The organism is Pseudonocardia kongjuensis (genome assembly GCF_039526905.1).
Lineage (GTDB): Bacteria > Actinomycetota > Actinomycetes > Mycobacteriales > Pseudonocardiaceae > Pseudonocardia > Pseudonocardia kongjuensis.
Map to the genome: position 1 here is coordinate 148,536 of NZ_BAAAJK010000033.1, position 15,785 is coordinate 164,320.

14 protein-coding genes are annotated in these 15,785 nt (G+C 73.3%); 8 read left to right on the forward strand and 6 right to left on the reverse strand.

Features of this window, described 5'->3' with window-relative positions; translation table 11 throughout:
* Positions 1–113: 113 nt before the first annotated feature.
* Positions 114–2,333, reverse strand: a complete 2,220-nt coding sequence (gene uvrB, locus ABD160_RS24020) for an excinuclease ABC subunit UvrB (RefSeq protein WP_344026264.1) — start codon at positions 2,331–2,333, stop codon at positions 114–116.
* Positions 2,334–2,405: 72 nt separating this feature from the next.
* Here uvrB and ABD160_RS24025 point away from each other — a divergent pair, with 72 nt between their 5' ends.
* Both ABD160_RS24025 and ABD160_RS24030 read left to right on the forward strand, forming a co-directional pair.
* Complete coding sequence (locus tag ABD160_RS24025) at positions 2,406–2,948, forward strand: ribonuclease FAU-1 family protein (RefSeq protein ID WP_344026265.1); 543 nt, start codon at positions 2,406–2,408, stop codon at positions 2,946–2,948.
* 50 nt (positions 2,949–2,998) lie between these two features.
* On the forward strand, positions 2,999–3,724 hold the full coding sequence (locus tag ABD160_RS24030; RefSeq protein ID WP_344026268.1) for a hypothetical protein: 726 nt from the start codon (positions 2,999–3,001) through the stop codon (positions 3,722–3,724).
* A 4-nt stretch (positions 3,725–3,728) separates the two neighbouring features.
* Here the strand turns inward: ABD160_RS24030 and ABD160_RS24035 are convergent, their stop codons facing one another.
* The 4 genes from ABD160_RS24035 to rpsA form a co-directional block, all read right to left on the reverse strand.
* Entirely contained in the window at positions 3,729–4,505 is a 777-nt protein-coding gene (locus tag ABD160_RS24035; RefSeq protein ID WP_344026373.1) for an RNA polymerase sigma factor, read from the reverse strand.
* A gap of 184 nt (positions 4,506–4,689) precedes the next feature.
* The gene (gene coaE / locus ABD160_RS24040) at positions 4,690–5,853 is read right to left on the reverse strand and encodes a dephospho-CoA kinase (protein ID WP_344026270.1); all 1,164 of its coding nucleotides are present in this window, start codon (positions 5,851–5,853) and stop codon (positions 4,690–4,692) included.
* Between the two features lie 13 nt (positions 5,854–5,866).
* Positions 5,867–6,688, reverse strand: coding sequence for a hypothetical protein (locus ABD160_RS24045; RefSeq protein WP_344026272.1), 822 nt, complete (start codon positions 6,686–6,688; stop codon positions 5,867–5,869).
* 261 nt (positions 6,689–6,949) lie between these two features.
* Positions 6,950–8,440: a 30S ribosomal protein S1 gene (gene rpsA / locus ABD160_RS24050; protein ID WP_344026274.1), complete on the reverse strand. Its 1,491-nt coding sequence runs from the start codon at positions 8,438–8,440 to the stop codon at positions 6,950–6,952.
* Positions 8,441–8,769: 329 nt separating this feature from the next.
* Between rpsA and ABD160_RS24055 the strand changes: the two genes are divergently transcribed.
* The gene (locus ABD160_RS24055; RefSeq protein WP_344026276.1) at positions 8,770–9,657 is read left to right on the forward strand and encodes a class I SAM-dependent methyltransferase; all 888 of its coding nucleotides are present in this window, start codon (positions 8,770–8,772) and stop codon (positions 9,655–9,657) included.
* Here the strand turns inward: ABD160_RS24055 and ABD160_RS24060 are convergent.
* Positions 9,621–10,220 carry a carbonic anhydrase gene (locus ABD160_RS24060; protein ID WP_344026278.1) on the reverse strand — a complete coding sequence of 200 codons (600 nt, stop codon included), beginning with the start codon at positions 10,218–10,220 and terminating at the stop codon, positions 9,621–9,623. The two genes, ABD160_RS24055 and ABD160_RS24060, sit on opposite strands and share 37 nt — an antisense overlap.
* Before the next feature lie 137 nt (positions 10,221–10,357).
* Here ABD160_RS24060 and ABD160_RS24065 point away from each other — a divergent pair, with 137 nt between their 5' ends.
* From ABD160_RS24065 to ABD160_RS24085, 5 genes are all read left to right on the forward strand, one after another.
* The gene (locus ABD160_RS24065; protein WP_344026280.1) at positions 10,358–10,786 is read left to right on the forward strand and encodes a PaaI family thioesterase; all 429 of its coding nucleotides are present in this window, start codon (positions 10,358–10,360) and stop codon (positions 10,784–10,786) included.
* 139 nt (positions 10,787–10,925) lie between these two features.
* Entirely contained in the window at positions 10,926–12,332 is a 1,407-nt protein-coding gene (locus ABD160_RS24070; RefSeq protein WP_344026282.1) for a branched-chain amino acid ABC transporter permease, read from the forward strand.
* 10 nt (positions 12,333–12,342) lie between these two features.
* Positions 12,343–13,338 (forward strand): branched-chain amino acid ABC transporter permease, encoded by a 996-nt coding sequence (locus tag ABD160_RS24075; RefSeq protein WP_344026284.1) that lies wholly within the window; start codon positions 12,343–12,345, stop codon positions 13,336–13,338.
* Positions 13,328–14,416 (forward strand): ABC transporter ATP-binding protein, encoded by a 1,089-nt coding sequence (locus ABD160_RS24080; RefSeq protein WP_344026286.1) that lies wholly within the window; start codon positions 13,328–13,330, stop codon positions 14,414–14,416. The genes ABD160_RS24075 and ABD160_RS24080 overlap by 11 nt, the downstream gene beginning before the upstream one ends.
* A complete protein-coding gene (locus ABD160_RS24085; RefSeq protein WP_344026288.1) occupies positions 14,413–15,228 on the forward strand; it encodes an ABC transporter ATP-binding protein in 816 nt (271 codons plus the stop codon). Before ABD160_RS24080 ends, ABD160_RS24085 begins: the two co-directional genes overlap by 4 nt.
* Positions 15,229–15,785: the final 557 nt, after the last annotated feature.

The following is a 15,785-nucleotide window of genomic DNA, read 5'->3' on the forward strand; positions in this document are numbered from 1 at the left end:
CTGCGCGGCGGGGCGGCACCGGACGACGCGGGGAGCGTGCCGGGGCGGCCGGGTGTGCGGGAACGGGGGTCCACGGTAGCGGGGCGCCCCGCCGTGATCCGCGCGGACCCGGCCTACTGCACCCCCGCCGCGTCCATCCCGCGGAGCTCCTTCTTCAGGTCGGCGATCTCGTCGCGGAGCCGGGCCGCCAGCTCGAACTGGAGATCGCGGGCGGCGGCGAGCATCTGGTCGTTCATCTGCTGGATCAGGTCGGCGAGCTCGGCCCGCGGCATCCCCGCGGTGTCCTTGGCACCGGCCACCCCGGAGCTCTGCGCCGCCGCACCGGAGCGCCCGGCCTCGCCGGCGGCCCGCTTGCCGCGCGAGGCGTTCCGGCCGGATCCGCCGACCGGGACCGACTCGGTGTCCTCGGCCTCCCGGTAGACCTGGTCGAGGATGTCGGCGATCCGCTTCCGCAGCGGCTGCGGGTCGATCCCGCGCTCGGTGTTGTAGGCGACCTGCTTGGCGCGGCGCCGGTCGGTCTCGTCGATCGCGTAGCGCATCGAGTCGGTGATCGTGTCCGCGTACATGTGCACCTGGCCGGACACGTTCCGGGCGGCGCGGCCGATCGTCTGGATCAGCGAGGTCCCGGAGCGCAGGAAGCCCTCCTTGTCCGCGTCGAGGATCGCGACCAGCGACACCTCGGGCAGGTCGAGGCCCTCGCGGAGCAGGTTGATGCCGACCAGCACGTCGTACTCGCCGGAGCGGAGCTGCCGGAGCAGCTCGACCCGGCGCAGCGTGTCGACCTCGGAGTGCAGGTACCGGACCTTGATCCCCAGCTCCAGCAGGTAGTCGGTGAGGTCCTCGGCCATCTTCTTGGTGAGCGTGGTGACCAGCACCCGCTCGTCGCGCTCGGTGCGGTCCCGGATCTCGGCGACCAGGTCGTCGATCTGGCCCTTGGTCGGCTTCACGACGACCTCCGGGTCGACCAGGCCGGTCGGCCGGATCACCTGCTCGACGAACTCGCCGCCGGTCCGGTTCAGCTCGTAGGGGCCCGGGGTCGCCGACAGATAGACCGTCTGCCCGATCCGGTCCGCGAACTCCTCCCAGGTCAGCGGGCGGTTGTCGACCGCGGAGGGCAGCCGGAACCCGTACTCGACGAGATTGCGCTTGCGGGACATGTCGCCCTCGTACATGCCGCCGATCTGCGGCACCGTGACGTGCGACTCGTCGATGACGAGCAGGAAGTCGTCCGGGAAGTAGTCGATCAGCGTGGCCGGTGCGGTGCCGGCGCCGCGGCCGTCGATGTGCCGCGAGTAGTTCTCGATGCCGGAGCAGAAGCCGACCTGGCGGATCATCTCGATGTCGTACTGGGTGCGCATCCGCAGCCGCTGGGCCTCCAGCAGCTTGCCCTGGTTCTCCAGGGTGGTGAGCCGCTGCTCCAGCTCGGCCTCGATGTCGCGGACGGCCCGCTCCATCCGGTCCGGGCCGGCCACGTAGTGCGTCGCGGGGAAGATCCGGATCTCGTCGACCTGCTCCACGACGTCGCCGGTCAGCGGGTTGAGGTGGTAGAGCGCCTCGATCTCGTCGCCGAAGAACTCGATCCGCAGCGCCAGCTCCTCGTACGCCGGGATGATCTCCACGGTGTCCCCGCGGACCCGGAAGGTGCCGCGGGTGAACGACATGTCGTTGCGCGTGTACTGCACGTCGACCAGCAGCCGCAGCAGCCGGTCCCGCTCGATCTCGTCGCCCGCCTTCAGCGGCACCGACCGGTCCAGGTACGACTGCGGCGTGCCCAGGCCGTAGATGCACGACACCGAGGCGACCACGACGACGTCGCGCCGGGACAGCAGGTTCATCGTCGCCGAGTGGCGGAGCCGCTCGACGTCGTCGTTGATGGAGCTGTCCTTCTCGATGTAGGTGTCGGTCTGCGCGATGTACGCCTCGGGCTGGTAGTAGTCGTAGTACGAGACGAAGTACTCCACCGCGTTGTGCGGGAGCATCTCGCGCAGCTCGTTCGCCAGCTGCGCGGCCAGGGTCTTGTTCGGGGCCATCACCAGGGTCGGCCGCTGCTGCTTCTCGATCAGCCAGGCCGTGGTCGCCGACTTGCCGGTGCCGGTGGCGCCGAGCAGCACGACATCCTCCTCGCCGGCGAGCAGACGCCGGTCGAGCTCGGCGATGGCGGTCGGCTGGTCGCCTGCCGGCTGCAGGTCGCTGACGACGCGGAACCGCCCGTCCTTCCGCTCGATGTCGCCGACCGGCCGGTGCTCGGAGTGCGCGAGCGGCAGCCCGGCGGCGGCCTCGGGGTGTCCGTGCTGGTCCGCCGCGCTGCCCGGGACCTCGGTCGCGAATGCCATGACACCAGGGTACGAGCGACCCCCGACAGTTTCCCGTCGCACGCCCTGACAGCCCGGCCCGGCACCGGCAGGATGCGTGCCGTGCACCCGCCCAAGACCCAGGTCGTCGATCCCGGCGACCGCGCCCAGTACGACACCAAGGGCACCCGCCGCGAGATCGAGACGCTGCGCGAGGAGGACTGGGGGATCTACCTGTCCCGCCCGGTCGTGGCCCGGCCGAACGCCTGGTGGATCGAGTCCTGGCTGGTCCCCGATCTGGGGATCTGCCTGTCCGACTGGCGCTGGCGGCCCGGGCACGAGCGCGACCAGGACATCTACATCGACATCGCCCGGATCACCCGGGACGGCCGGCGGCTGCGGATGACCGACCTGTACCTGGACCTGGTGGTGCGCCGGGGCCGCGGGACCGAACTGCTCGACGCCGACGAGTTCGTCGCCGCCGTCGCGCAGGGCCTGCTGGACCCGGCGACCGCGGAGTACGCGCTGGAGCGCTCGCACACCGTGCTCGCCGGGCTGGCCGGGCACGGCCACGACCACGAGGCGTGGCTGGCCGGGCACGGGATCGCGCTCGGCCCGCGGGCCGAGCCCGCGCCGCCCGCCGACCTGGCGGGCTGAGCGCCGCTTAGAGCGCCGGGTGCTGGGCCGGGCCCTGCCCCACCGCGCTGGTGGACGACTCCGACGTGCTGGTCGGCGCCGGGCCGTCCGACGTGCTGGTCGGCGCCGCCGAGTTCGACGTCGACGGGTCCGGCGTGCCCTCGCTGCCGGACGTCGAGGTCGGCGGGGTCGACGGCGGGGTCGACGGGTCCGGCGTCTCCGAGTCGTCCGGCGGCGTGCTCGGCGACGTGCTCGGGTCCGGCGTGCCCTCCGGCGGCTTCGGGGTGCTGGGACGCGGCGTGGTCGGCCGGGTCGACGGGGGCGGCGGGGCCGGCGGCGGCGCCACTCCCCCGCCGGGCGGCGGGGCCACCCCGCCACCGGGCGGCGGGGCCGGGACGACCGGCGCGGCGCCGCCGGTCGGCGGCGGCGTGCCCGGAGCCGGTGCGCCGGCACCCTCGTCCGCGGCCGTCGCCGGGTCGAACGCGGGCGGCACGGCGTCCTCCGCCGGCGCCTCGGCCGGCGGCTCACCGGTGACGATCCGCTCCGGCGTCGGCGCGGTGCTGCCCGGCGAGGCGATCGCGAACGGCGAGCCGACGAAGCTGCCCTCCGGCGCCGCGGCCGTCGCGACCGCGGTGATCCCGCCCAGCGAGCCCACGGTCAGCACGGCCGCCGCGGCGGCCGAGGTCGCCCGGCGCGCCCCCGCGGCACGGGCGATCACGTCGTCGACCGCGGGCAGCGGCACCGCCGCCGACAGCACGTCGTCGAGCCGGTGGAACTCGTGGTCGATGTCCTGGTAGCCGTTCATCCCCGTCCCCCCTCGGCGGCGCGCAGGTCGTACCCGCCGTGGCCGCCGTACGCGGGGCGCGCCACGTACGGCGCCGGCGCCCCCACGATCTCCTCCAGCACCTCTGCCATCCCCTCGGTGACGACCTCGCGCCCCCTGGCGAGCCGCCTGCCGATCTCCCGCTCGTCGGTCGCCTCCAGCTCGGCGACCGCACCGGGCGACAGGCCGGCCATGTGGTGCAGCACCACCGCCCGCCGGTCCGGCGGGGCCAGCCGGCCCAGCGCCTCCAGCAGCGCCCCGGTCCGCGGGTCGGTCTCCTCCGCGGCCGGCCTGCGGCGCCTGCCGAAGCGCAGGAACCGGCCGCGCATCGAGGTCCGGATGGCGACCCGCCGGACCCAGCCGACCGCCGCGTCCTCGTGCTCGACCGCACCCCGGTTGCGCAGCGCCGACCAGCGGCGCCAGGCCCGGGAGTAGGCGTCCTGGACGGCGTCGTGCGCGTCCTGCGGGTTCAGCGTGATCGCGTACAGCTGGGCGACCAGCCGCGGGTAGTAGGTCTCCAGGTGCGCGCCGAAGTCCGCGCGCAGCTCGCCGTGCGGCAGCGTGCGGTGCTGCTGCACCATCGCGCCGCTGATCGGCGGGGGCTCGGCGCCGCCGGTCCACGCGTCGTGGTCGATCTGCTCGGTCCCGCCGTCGCCCGGCCACGGGTCGGGCTCGCCGTACTCGGCCGGACGGGTGAGGTCCGGGGCGCGACCGGGCTCGGCGCCTCCGCCGTCCGCCCCGTATCGATGCACCACCGTGCTCAACCCCGTGTCCTCTCGTCGCCGCATCCCGGCCTCCCGCGATCGCACCGGGGACCGGTCCGATCGGCGGAAACCCGCCCGTACTCCGGCGGGACACCGAGCGCCGACGCTCCCTGCCCGCCTGAATCGACCAACGAGCGGACGTCGTTACAGAAACGGGTGGATCTTCACGCGTCCGTCACGAACCGTGTGATCCGGACCGGACGGACCACTCGTCCGGGTCATCCCGCCAGGCGGCCGTGTGCGCGGTGTAGCGGCGGGCGTCCGGATCCGCCCCGTACAGGGCGGCCGCCCGCCGCCGGCGCTCGGTGTAGCCGTCCCGGGCGCGCGGGTCGGCCCGCAGCCGGTCCCGGGTCCCGAGGGCGTGCTGCCAGGCCGGCGAGCCGTGCACCCGCACGACGACGACCGCGGGCCGCCCCGGGTCCGCGGACCGGTGCACGCGCAGCGTCCCCGCCCCGTCCCCGTTCCCGTCGGCGTCCGGGTCGGCCGGGAACCCGGCGGCGGCCAGCCGGTCGCCGAGCGCTCCGGCGTCCGACCGCGCCTCCACCGCGAGCTGCAGGTCCAGCACGTCGCGGGCGGGCAGGCCGGGCACCGCGGTGGCGCCGACGTGCTCCACGCCCCGGCCGCGGTCCCCCGCCGCGTGCCCGATCCGCTCGGCGAGCCGGCGGGCCTGCTCCGCCCAGTCCGGGTCGGCGTCGACCAGCCGGGGCGGGCCGTCCGGCACCGGGCGGCCGAGCCGCAGGTTCTCCTCGAACCCGACCAGCCGGCCGTCCCACAGCGCGTCCACCCGGCGCCGGGTGTCCTCCTCGGCGCCGGAGTTGTCCAGCCAGACGTCCGCGGCGGCCCGGCGGCGCTCGTCGCTCGCCTGGGCGGCGACCCGGGCGCGGGCGTCCTGCTCGGCCATCCCGCGGGCGGACACCAGCCGCCTGATCCGCTCCTCGGCGTCCACCCCGACCACGACGACCAGCGGGAACGCCGCCGCCATCCCGCCCTCGACGAGCAGCGGCACGTCCTGCACGACGATCGCGTCCGGCGCGGCGGCGGCGACCAGCTCGTCGGACCGGGCCCGCACCAGCGGGTGCACGATGCCGTCGAGCTCGCGGCGGGCGTCGGCGTCGGCGAAGACGATCGAGGCCAGCGCGGGCCGGTCCAGCTCGCCGTCCGCCCGCAGCACCCGGTCGCCGAAGGCCGCCACGATCGCGGCGAGCCCCTCGGAACCGGCGGCGACGACCTCGCGGGCCAGCAGGTCGGAGTCGACCAGCACCGCCCCGCGTTCGACGAGACGACGGGCGACCGTCGACTTGCCGGCCCCGATTCCCCCGGTCAGCCCTGTCCGCAGCACCGGCCCACCGTAATCAGGTGGTGCCGGGCACGTCCCCGGCGGGCGCCCGGTTCGCCTGCGGCGCCGGTCCCCCGGCCGGCGGGGTCGCCGACGGGGTGGCCGGCGGCGGCGGTTCCGCGGTGGGCGGCTGGGTCGGGGTCAGCGCCGGGATGATCCGCTGCGCCAGGTCCGGCAGGGTCTCGGCGGCCGGGCGGTTCTGCCCGGGCGCGGCGACCGGCAGCACGAAGGTGAGCGTGTCGACGCCGTAGACGAGGGCCAGCGTCGTCTGGTCCGCCCGCTCGATCAGCACCCCCGGCACGGTCCCCACGGTGATGTCCCGGGAGGCGGTGGCGTCGGACCGCTCGGCGTTGGTGTTGAGCTGCCACTGCCGGGTCGCCGAGGCGGCGTCGCCGTAGCGGCCGATGTTGAGCTGGTAGAGCACCGGCCCGCGGTTGCCCGGCCCGTCGAACGCCTGGCCGCCGGCCCGGTAGGTGCACGCGGTGCGCTCGGTGCGGTTCACCGCCGGCTCGGCGACGCCGCGCACCGACTGGACCGAGACCGAGCCGAGCACCTGCCCGAACAGCGCGCCCGCCTGCTCCGGGTCCATCAGCCGCGCGCAGTCGGTGGGCAGCGCGATCGGCGGCGGGCCGCCGTCCGCTCCGGCGACGGTGCTCTCCTCCGCGGCGAACGTCGGCACCGCGATCCCCGGGTCCCCCGAGGCGATCCCGCAGCCGCTGATCACCCCGGTGAGCAGCGCGGCGCCGGCGAGCAGGGCGACCCGCCCGCGCCGCAGGCGGGTCGCGGGAGAGAGCAGGGGCGTGCCGGATCGCGTCCGGCGGACGGAGCAGCCGGCCATGCGCACAATCTAGGCCGGACCCCGAGATCGACTCCGGGAACGCCCCCGGAGCGTCATGGACCGGTGCCGAACCGTGACCTCTCCCCGGCGCGTATCGAGCGACACGCCGTGCAACGCAACCGGACCGCGGCGGCCCGTCCACCCGCCCGATCCATCACTGCCGACATGGTCCCGCATACGCACCGAGCCCCGGTGACCACGTGGGTCACCGGGGCTCGGTGTGGATCGTGATCCGGCCCGGAGCGGGACCGGACCGGTGGATCAGGCTCCGCCGGAGAGCTTCTCCCGCAGGGCGGCGAGCTGCTCGTCGCTGGCGAGCGAGCCACCGCTGCTGCTGGTCTCGGCCGGGCCGGACGAGCGCTCCTCGGTGTCACCGCCCGACGAGTAGTTCGCCGGAGCGACGTCGTCGCCACCGGCCGCCTCGGCCTCGGCGGCCTTGCGGAGCTGGGCGATGTGCTGCTCGTAGCGGGTGTGCGCCTCGGCGTACTGCTTCTCCCACGCGGCGCGGGCCTCGTCGAAGCCCTCCTTCCAGTCGCCGGTGTCGACGTCGAAGCCCTCGGGGTAGATGTAGTTCCCCTGGTCGTCGTACTCGGCGGCCATGCCGTAGCGGGTCGGGTCGAACTCGGTGTCGACCGTCATGCCCTCGTTGGCCTGCTTCAGCGACAGCGAGATGCGGCGCCGGTCGAGGTCGATGTCGATGACCTTGACCATGGCGTCGTCGCCGACCTGGACGACCTGCTCCGGGATCTCGACGTGGCGCTCGGCCAGCTCGGAGATGTGCACCAGGCCCTCGATGCCCTCCTCGACGCGGACGAACGCGCCGAACGGGACGAGCTTGGTGACCTTGCCCGGGACGATCTGGCCGATCGCGTGGGTCCGGGCGTAGAGCCGCCACGGGTCCTCCTGGGTCGCCTTCAGCGACAGGGAGACGCGCTCGCGGTCCAGGTCGACGTCGAGGACCTCGACGGTGACCTCCTGGCCGACCTCGACGACCTCGCTCGGGTGGTCGATGTGCTTCCAGGACAGCTCGGAGACGTGCACCAGGCCGTCGACACCGCCCAGGTCGACGAAGGCACCGAAGTTGACCACCGAGGAGACGACGCCCTTGCGGACCTGACCGCGCTGCAGCTGGTTGAGGAACTCGCTGCGGACCTCGGACTGGGTCTGCTCCAGCCAGGCGCGGCGGGACAGGACCACGTTGTTGCGGTTCTTGTCCAGCTCGATGATCTTGGCCTCGATCTTGCGGCCGACGTAGGGCTGGAGGTCGCGCACCCGGCGCATCTCCACCAGCGACGCCGGCAGGAAGCCCCGGAGCCCGATGTCCAGGATCAGGCCGCCCTTGACGACCTCGATGACGGTGCCCTCGACCGGCTCGTCGGCCTCCTTGAGGGCCTCGATCGTGCCCCAGGCGCGCTCGTACTGAGCGCGCTTCTTGGACAGGATCAGGCGGCCCTCCTTGTCCTCCTTCTGGAGAACCAGGGCCTCGACGAACTCGCCGACCTCGACCACCTCTGCGGGGTCGACGTCGTGCTTGATCGACAGCTCACGCGAGGGGATGACGCCCTCGGTCTTGTAGCCGATGTCGAGCAGGACCTCGTCGCGGTCGACCTTGACGATCGTGCCCTCGACGATGTCGCCATCGTTGAAGTACTTGATCGTCAGGTCGATGGCGGCGAGGAAGTCCTCCTCCGACCCGATGTCGTTGATAGCGACCTGCGGCGTGGTCGGGGCGGCGGTGGTGTCGGTGGACATGTAGTGGGGTGCTCCGATGGATTTCTCTGGCGGTCTCGGTGCGGTGACTGCTGCAGCAGTTCCGCTTCTGGTATGTGTAGCTGTGACTGTGTGGTCTCCCTACTGCAACAGTCACCCTCTGGCGTCGATTCCCGTGGTCGGTAACCGGGTGCGGCGGAACGGTCGGGCGGGCGAGCCCGGCGTCGACGGTCCTCCGCCACGTTGACCACAGTGCGCACAACATGCTACGCGGGCCGTGATGACTGGGGCAATGCGGGTCCGGGTGAACGGGTGAGCGGCAACGACCGGCCCGGGCTCTGCGACGATCGGGTGATGACGATCGGGTGGTCATGAGCAGCCGGGACGAGTACGGCACCGCCGAGTCGGTCGTCGGCACCGCCGGTCTCGCCCGCCGCCGGGTGGGCAGCGCCGAGTCCGAGAGCGCGGGACGGCGGTGGTGGGACGCCGACGCCGACGACTACCTCGCCGAGCACGGCTCGGACATCGGCGACGCCGAGTTCGTCTGGTGCCCGGAGAACCTGCACGAGGCCGACGCCCGGCTGCTCGGCCCGGCGGCGGCGCTGCCCGGCGCCCGGGTGCTCGAGGTCGGCGCCGGCTCCGCGCCGTGCAGCCGGTGGCTGGCCGGGCAGGGTGCGCTCCCGGTCGCGCTCGACGTCTCCGGCGGGATGCTCCGGCACGCCGCCCGGCTCAACCGCGAGCTCGGCACGCACGTCCCGCTGGTGCAGGCCGGCGCCGAGCACCTGCCGTTCGCCGACGCCACCTTCGACCTGGCGTGCTCGGCGTTCGGGGCGATCCCGTTCGTCGCCGACCCGGCCCGGGTGATGCGCGAGGTGCACCGGGTGCTCCGCCCCGGCGGCCGCTGGGTGTTCGCGGTGAACCACCCGATGCGCTGGGCGTTCCCGGACGATCCCGGCCCGGACGGGCTCACCGTCACCCAGTCCTACTTCGACCGCACCCCGTACCTGGAGGTGGACGCCACCGGCCGGGCCACCTACGTCGAGCACCACCGCACGCTCGGCGACCGGGTCCGGGACGTGGTCGCCGCCGGGCTCGTCCTGGAGGACCTGGTCGAGCCGGAGTGGCCGGAGGGGCACGACCGGGTGTGGGGGCAGTGGTCGCCGCTGCGCGGGGAGCTGTTCCCCGGCACGGCGATCTTCGTGACCCGCAGGCCCGGCGGGGCTCAGACCTCGAGCACCGCGCCGGTCGGCAGGTCGTAGCGGGCCCCGACGATCGTCAGCCGGTTGTTGCAGACCGCCCCGGACAGCGACGGGTCCGCGGTCAGCTGGGCGACCACCCGGCGGACGTTGGCGTCCACCGCCGAGGCGATCCCCTCGTCCCCGGCCGCCGCGCCCGCGCACACCGGGACGATGTCCTGGACCAGCGCACCGAGCGTCGCCGGCGCGGGCGACGGCGCCCCGCCCGCCACATCCACCGCGGCCTTCACCGCACCGCACTGCGAGTGGCCGAGCACGACCAGCAGCGGGATGCCGAGCGCACCGGCGCCGAACGCCAGCGTGCCGCGGACCGCGTCGTCGACGACCTGGCCCGCCGTCCGGACCACGAACAGGTCCCCCAGCCCCAGGTCGAACACCAGCTCGGCGGGCACCCGCGAGTCCGAACAGGACAGGATCATCGCGGCCGGCTTCTGCTCGGCGAGCACCGCGGCCCGCTCCTCCGCCGACCGGCGCGGCTCCTGACGCTCGTCGCGCTGCCAGCGCAGGTTGCCCTCGAGCATCATCGACCACGCCTCGGTCGCCGTCGGCCTGGTGTCGTTGACCATGCGCTCTCTCGTTCCTCTCCCGGTGCTGCCGCTTTCTCGGTCAAGATCGCCGACCCGGACCGCGACGGCAAGTGCGCACGCCGTGATGTGTCCGGAACCGCTCCACCGGGCACGCCGGGTGGGTCTAGGGTGCCCCGGTGCCGATCGATCCCGCCCAGCTCCCCCAGATCCCGCCGGAACACGCCGGTGGCCAGCTCAACGACCGGATGGGGATCGAGATCGTCTCCCTGAGCCTGGAGGAGGTCGTCGGCCGGATGCCGGTCGCGGGCAACCTGCAGCCGTTCGGCCTGTTGCACGGCGGCGCGAGCGGCGTGCTGGCCGAGACCCTCGGCTCCACGCTCTCGGCGCTGCACGCCCTCCCGGAGCGCTTCCCGGTCGGCCTGGAGCTGGCCTGCACCCACCACCGCTCGGCCACCACCGGGCACGTCACCGGGACGGCCCGGCCGATCCACGTCGGACGATCCACCTCGACCTCGGAGATCGTGCTCGTCGACGACGAGGGACGGCGCATCTGCACCGCGCGGCTGACCTGTCTGCACCGCGACACACGACCGCTCGTGTCCTGACCATCGCAATCCGCTAGTCACGGGTTACGTCTCGGCTACGGCCTGGTTCGAGACGTTCGTACCAGTCCTCTCCTCGGCTACGTTCCCCCAGATCACCCACCCGGGTGTCCGCACGACGCCCCACGAGGACGGACGAACGTTGTCACCACCCCGCACTCCGCGCCGCGAGCGCGCCGACAGCGCGGGGACCGTCCGCGCGGGCGCCGTCCCGCGACGGACATCGGTCCCCGCCGCAGCACGCTGGCTGATCGGCCTGCTCGTCGTACTCGTCGGCGGGCTCGCCCTGTCCGGCACCGCGCTCGCCGCCACCGCCGCTCCCCCGGCCGCCCCGCAGGCGGCCGTCTCACCCGCCCAGCAGACCGACGGCATCGACGTCAGCGGCACCCTGCGCGACCAGGACGGCGAGCCGCTGGACGGCGTGACGATCGTCGCCGAGCAGAACGGTGCCCCGGCCGCCGAGGCGGTCTCCGACGAGAACGGCCGCTGGGAGCTGACCGTCCCCACCGCCGGCAGCTACACCTTCCGGCTGGACGAGTCCACGCTGCCCGCCGGCACCGAGGTGCTGCAGGGCGAGACGACCCGTGAGGTCAGCGACGGCTCGCTGAACACCGTCGTCTTCCGGTTCGGCGAGGAGGTCGCCGGGGCGGCGGGCGGCGGTTTCGCCACGTTCCTGCGCCTGCTCGTCGACGGCATCCGGTTCGGCCTGGTCATCGGCATCGCCGCGGTCGGCCTGTCGCTGATCTTCGGCACCACCGGGCTGACCAACTTCGCGCACGGCGAGATGGTCACCATCGGCGCGGTCGTCGCCTGGTTCATCAACGTCGGCGGCGGGGTCCAGCTGATCCCGGCGACGATCATCGCGATGCTCGTCGGCGCACTCCTGGGCGCGGCCAACGAGCTGGGCATATGGCGGCGGCTGAGACGCCGGGGAGCGGGCCTGATCGCCCAGCTCGTCGTGTCGATCGGCCTCGGCATCGCGCTGCGGTACCTGGTGCTGATCTTCTTCGGCGGCCGCTCCGAGTCGTTCGCGGACTACACCGCGCAGACCGTCCGCAACTACGGGCCGATCGCGCTCACCGACAAGGACCTGTCGGCGATCATCGTGTCGGTCGTGGTGCTGCTCGCGGTCGCGCTGCTGCTGCAGAAGACCCGCATCGGCAAGGCGATGCGCGCCGTCTCCGACAACCGGGACCTGGCCGCGTCGTCCGGCATCAACGTCGACCGGGTGATCCTGTTCGTCTGGATGCTCGGCGGGGCGCTCGCCACCCTCGGCGGCGTGCTGTTCGCGCTCTCCGAGCTCTCCAGCACGGTCCAGTACGAGATGGGCTTCCGGCTGCTGCTGCTGATGTTCGCCGGGGTCATCCTCGGTGGCCTCGGCACCGCCTACGGCGCGCTGCTGGGCTGCCTGATCGTCGGGATCCTGGTCCAGCTGTCCACGCTGGTGCTGCCGCTGGACCTCAAGTACCTCGGCGGACTGGCGGTGCTGATCGTGATCCTCGTGTTCCGACCGCAGGGCCTGCTCGGGTCCAAGGCCCGGATCGGCTGAGGAGGACATCATGATCGACTTCGGACAGCTCCTCACCGTCGGGTTCTCGCAGCTCATCGGGCCGTCGGCCATCTTCTTCGCGCTGCTCGCACTCGGCCTCAACATCCACTTCGGGTACACCGGTCTGCTCAACTTCGGCCAGATCGGCTTCGCGCTGGTCGGCGCCTACGGCATGGGCATCTCGGTGGCGAACTACGGCGCCCCGCTCTGGCTCGGCGTCCTGATCGGCATGGCCTGCGGTGTCGTGCTCGCGCTGGTGCTGGGCATCCCGACGCTCCGGCTGCGCGCCGACTACCTGGCGATCGTCACGATCGCCGCGTCCGAGATCCTGCGCCTGATCACCCGGTCGACGTCGCAGACCGGCTTCACCGGCGGCACCCAGGGCCTCACCGGCTTCGGCGACGCCTTCGCCGCCGCGAACCCGTTCACCCAGCCCACGTACAACATCCTCGGGCTCACCGTCCGCGGGCCCGACCTGTGGTCGATCGTCGTCGGCTGGACCGTGGTCGGCCTGTGCGTGCTGCTCACCTGGCTGCTCGTGCGCAGCCCGTGGGGCCGCGTGCTCAAGGCGATCCGGGAGGACGAGGACGCCGCCCGCGCGCTCGGCAAGAACGTGTTCGCCTACAAGATGCAGGCGCTCGCGCTCGGCGGTGTGTTCGGCGCACTCGGCGGCATCGTGTTCGCGCTGGCGACCCAGTCGCTGACCCCGGACTTCTACTCGCCGCCGCAGACCTTCTTCGCCTACGCGGCGCTCATCCTCGGCGGCGCCGGCCGGGTCTTCGGACCGGTCGTCGGCGCCATGCTGTTCTGGTTCCTGCTGTCGGTGTCGGACGCGTTCCTGCGCCAGGCCACCGCCGGTGAGAACCCGCTGCTGCCCTTCATCTCGTCCCAGGACGTCGGCGCGATCCGGTTCGTGCTCGTCGGCGTCTTCCTGGGCCTCATGATGGTGTTCCGACCACAGGGCATCTTCGGACGCCGGAGGGAGGTGCTCGGCGATGGCCGCTGACCACACCAACGACCACAGCAACGACCACACCACCGACGACCACAGCAGCGACGACCGGACCGACGTCACGCGCGACGGCGGCGCCGACGAGACGGCCGTCATCCCGGTCGTCCCGGCCGGCGGGCCGGACCCCGCACACGCGCTCGCCGGCGTCGCCCCGGAACCGGGCGTCGCCAAGCCCGATCCGGTGCTGACCGTGGACGGCGTGACCCGCACGTTCGGCGGCCTCACCGCCGTCGACGTCGCGCACCTGGAGTTCCAGCGCGGCGCCATCACCGGCCTGATCGGGCCGAACGGCGCCGGCAAGACGACCCTGTTCAACCTGCTCACCGGGTTCGACCGGGCCGACACCGGATCCTGGGTGTACGAGGGCACGCCGCTGGACAAGCTGCCGCCGCACCGGGTCGCCCGGCGCGGCGTCGTCCGCACCTTCCAGCTGACCAAGGCGCTCGCCGGCATGACCGTCATGGAGAACATGAAGCTGGGCGCCACCGGCCAGCGCGGCGAGAGCTTCCTCGGCGCGCTGTTCACCGGCTGGGGCGCGCAGGAGCGCCAGATCACCGAGCAGGCCCGCGAGCTGCTGGCCCGGTTCAAGCTCGACGCCAAGTCCGAGGACCTGGCCGGGTCGCTCTCCGGCGGGCAGCGCAAGCTGCTGGAGATGGCCCGGGCGCTGATGATGAAGCCCAAGGTCGTGATGCTCGACGAGCCGATGGCCGGCGTGAACCCGGCGCTCACCCAGAGCCTGCTCGGGCACGTCAAGTCGCTGCGCGACGAGGGCATGAGCGTGGTGTTCGTCGAGCACGACATGGACGTCATCCGCGACATCAGCGACTGGGTCGTCGTCATGGCACAGGGGCAGGTGATCGCGGAGGGGCCGCCGTCGGCGCTGTCGTCCAACCAGGCCGTCGTCGACGCCTACCTCGGCTCGCACCACGACCAGGTCCTGGAGTTCGACGCCGACGGCAACCCGGTCGGCGAGACCGCGGAGATCGTGGCCGAGATGGAGGCCGCCGAGGCCGAGGGTGGGCTCGAGGGGCCCCCGCCCGAGGCCGGCGGCGCGGAGGGGAAGCGCACATGAGCGACAACAGCGACGCCACACCCGTGATGACCCCGGAGGAGGCCGCCACCTCCGAGGTGCACAACCGGCTCGCCGAGGGCGCGCTGCTGCGGATCGACTCGCTCGTCGCCGGGTACGTCCCCGGCGTCGACATCCTGACCGGCAGCGACTTCTTCCTCCGCGACGGCGAGATCGTCGGGATCATCGGCCCGAACGGTGCGGGCAAGTCCACGCTGCTCAAGGCGATGTTCGGGCTCATCCCGGTCCGGACGGGCACCGTCCGGCTGCGGGACACCGAGATCACCGGGGCGAAGGCGCACGTACTGGTCACCAAGGGCGTCGGCTACGTCCCGCAGCGGGACAACGTGTTCCCCTCGCTCTCCATCGAGGAGAACATGCAGATGGGGGTGTTCCTGCGGCCGCGCTCGTTCAGCAAGCGGTTCGACGAGGTCGCGGACCTGTTCCCGATGCTCGGGCAGCGCCGCAGGACCAAGGCCGGGTCGCTGTCCGGCGGTGAGCGCCAGATGGTGGCGATGGGCCGCGCCCTGATGATGGAACCGTCGGTGCTGCTGCTCGACGAGCCGTCGGCCGGGCTCTCGCCGATGCTGCAGGACGAGGTGTTCGTGCGCTGCAAGCGGATCAACGCGGCCGGCGTCTCGGTCATCATGGTCGAGCAGAACGCCCGCCGGTGCCTGCAGATCTGCGACCGCGGGTACGTCCTCGACCAGGGCCGGGCCGCCTACACCGCCGGTGGGGCGGAGCTGCTGAACGACCCGAAGGTGATCGAACTGTACCTGGGCACGCTGGCCGGGAGCAGCGAGAAGAAGGACTGAGCCGCGACGACGACGGCCCCGCACCCCTCCCCGGGGTGCGGGGCCGTTCGTCGTACCGGATCCGGGTCCGGGTCCGGGTCCGGTCCGGGTCCGGGTGCCGGTGCGGGTGGGGTCGGAGCGGGCGCCGCGGTCTCCGCGGTCTCCGCGGGCGCCACGGTCTCCGGCGCGGCTCGTCGCACCCCCACCACGACCGCGCACCCCCACCACACGGTGCAAGATCCCGCTGGAGGTGCGACGTCGCGCTGGAGGTGCGACGTCGGACCGGGGGGCGAGGTCGCACCGGCCCGGTCAGATCGCGCGCCCCGGCGCGGGCGCGCAGAAGTCAGAGCACACGCCACGGTCCCCGACGCAGCTCACCGCACCCCCAACACGACCGCGCACCCCCACTACACGGTGCGAGGTCGCGCTGGAGGTGCGACGCCGGACTGGGGGTGCGACGCCGGACCGGGGGTGCGAGGCCGGACCCGGGGGCGAGGTCGCACCGGCCCGGTCAGATCGCGCGCCCCGGCGCGGGCGCGCGGAGGTCAGAGCGCGCGCCGCCGCACCCGACGCAGCTC

Excerpts from the sequence above, each read along its gene's own strand:
- ABD160_RS24025 (WP_344026265.1), top strand. The coding sequence starts at position 2,406 with ATGCGTGCCGTGCACCCGCCCAAGACCCAGGTCGTCGATCCCGGCGAC.
- ABD160_RS24075 (WP_344026284.1), top strand. The coding sequence starts at position 12,343 with ATGATCGACTTCGGACAGCTCCTCACCGTCGGGTTCTCGCAGCTCATC.
- ABD160_RS24055 (WP_344026276.1), top strand. The coding sequence starts at position 8,770 with ATGAGCAGCCGGGACGAGTACGGCACCGCCGAGTCGGTCGTCGGCACC.
- ABD160_RS24085 (WP_344026288.1), top strand. The coding sequence starts at position 14,413 with ATGAGCGACAACAGCGACGCCACACCCGTGATGACCCCGGAGGAGGCC.
- ABD160_RS24045 (WP_344026272.1), bottom strand. The coding sequence starts at position 6,688 with ATGGCCGGCTGCTCCGTCCGCCGGACGCGATCCGGCACGCCCCTGCTC.
- rpsA (WP_344026274.1), bottom strand. The coding sequence starts at position 8,440 with ATGTCCACCGACACCACCGCCGCCCCGACCACGCCGCAGGTCGCTATC.
- uvrB (WP_344026264.1), bottom strand. The coding sequence starts at position 2,333 with ATGGCATTCGCGACCGAGGTCCCGGGCAGCGCGGCGGACCAGCACGGA.
- ABD160_RS24060 (WP_344026278.1), bottom strand. The coding sequence starts at position 10,220 with ATGGTCAACGACACCAGGCCGACGGCGACCGAGGCGTGGTCGATGATG.
- ABD160_RS24080 (WP_344026286.1), top strand. The coding sequence starts at position 13,328 with ATGGCCGCTGACCACACCAACGACCACAGCAACGACCACACCACCGAC.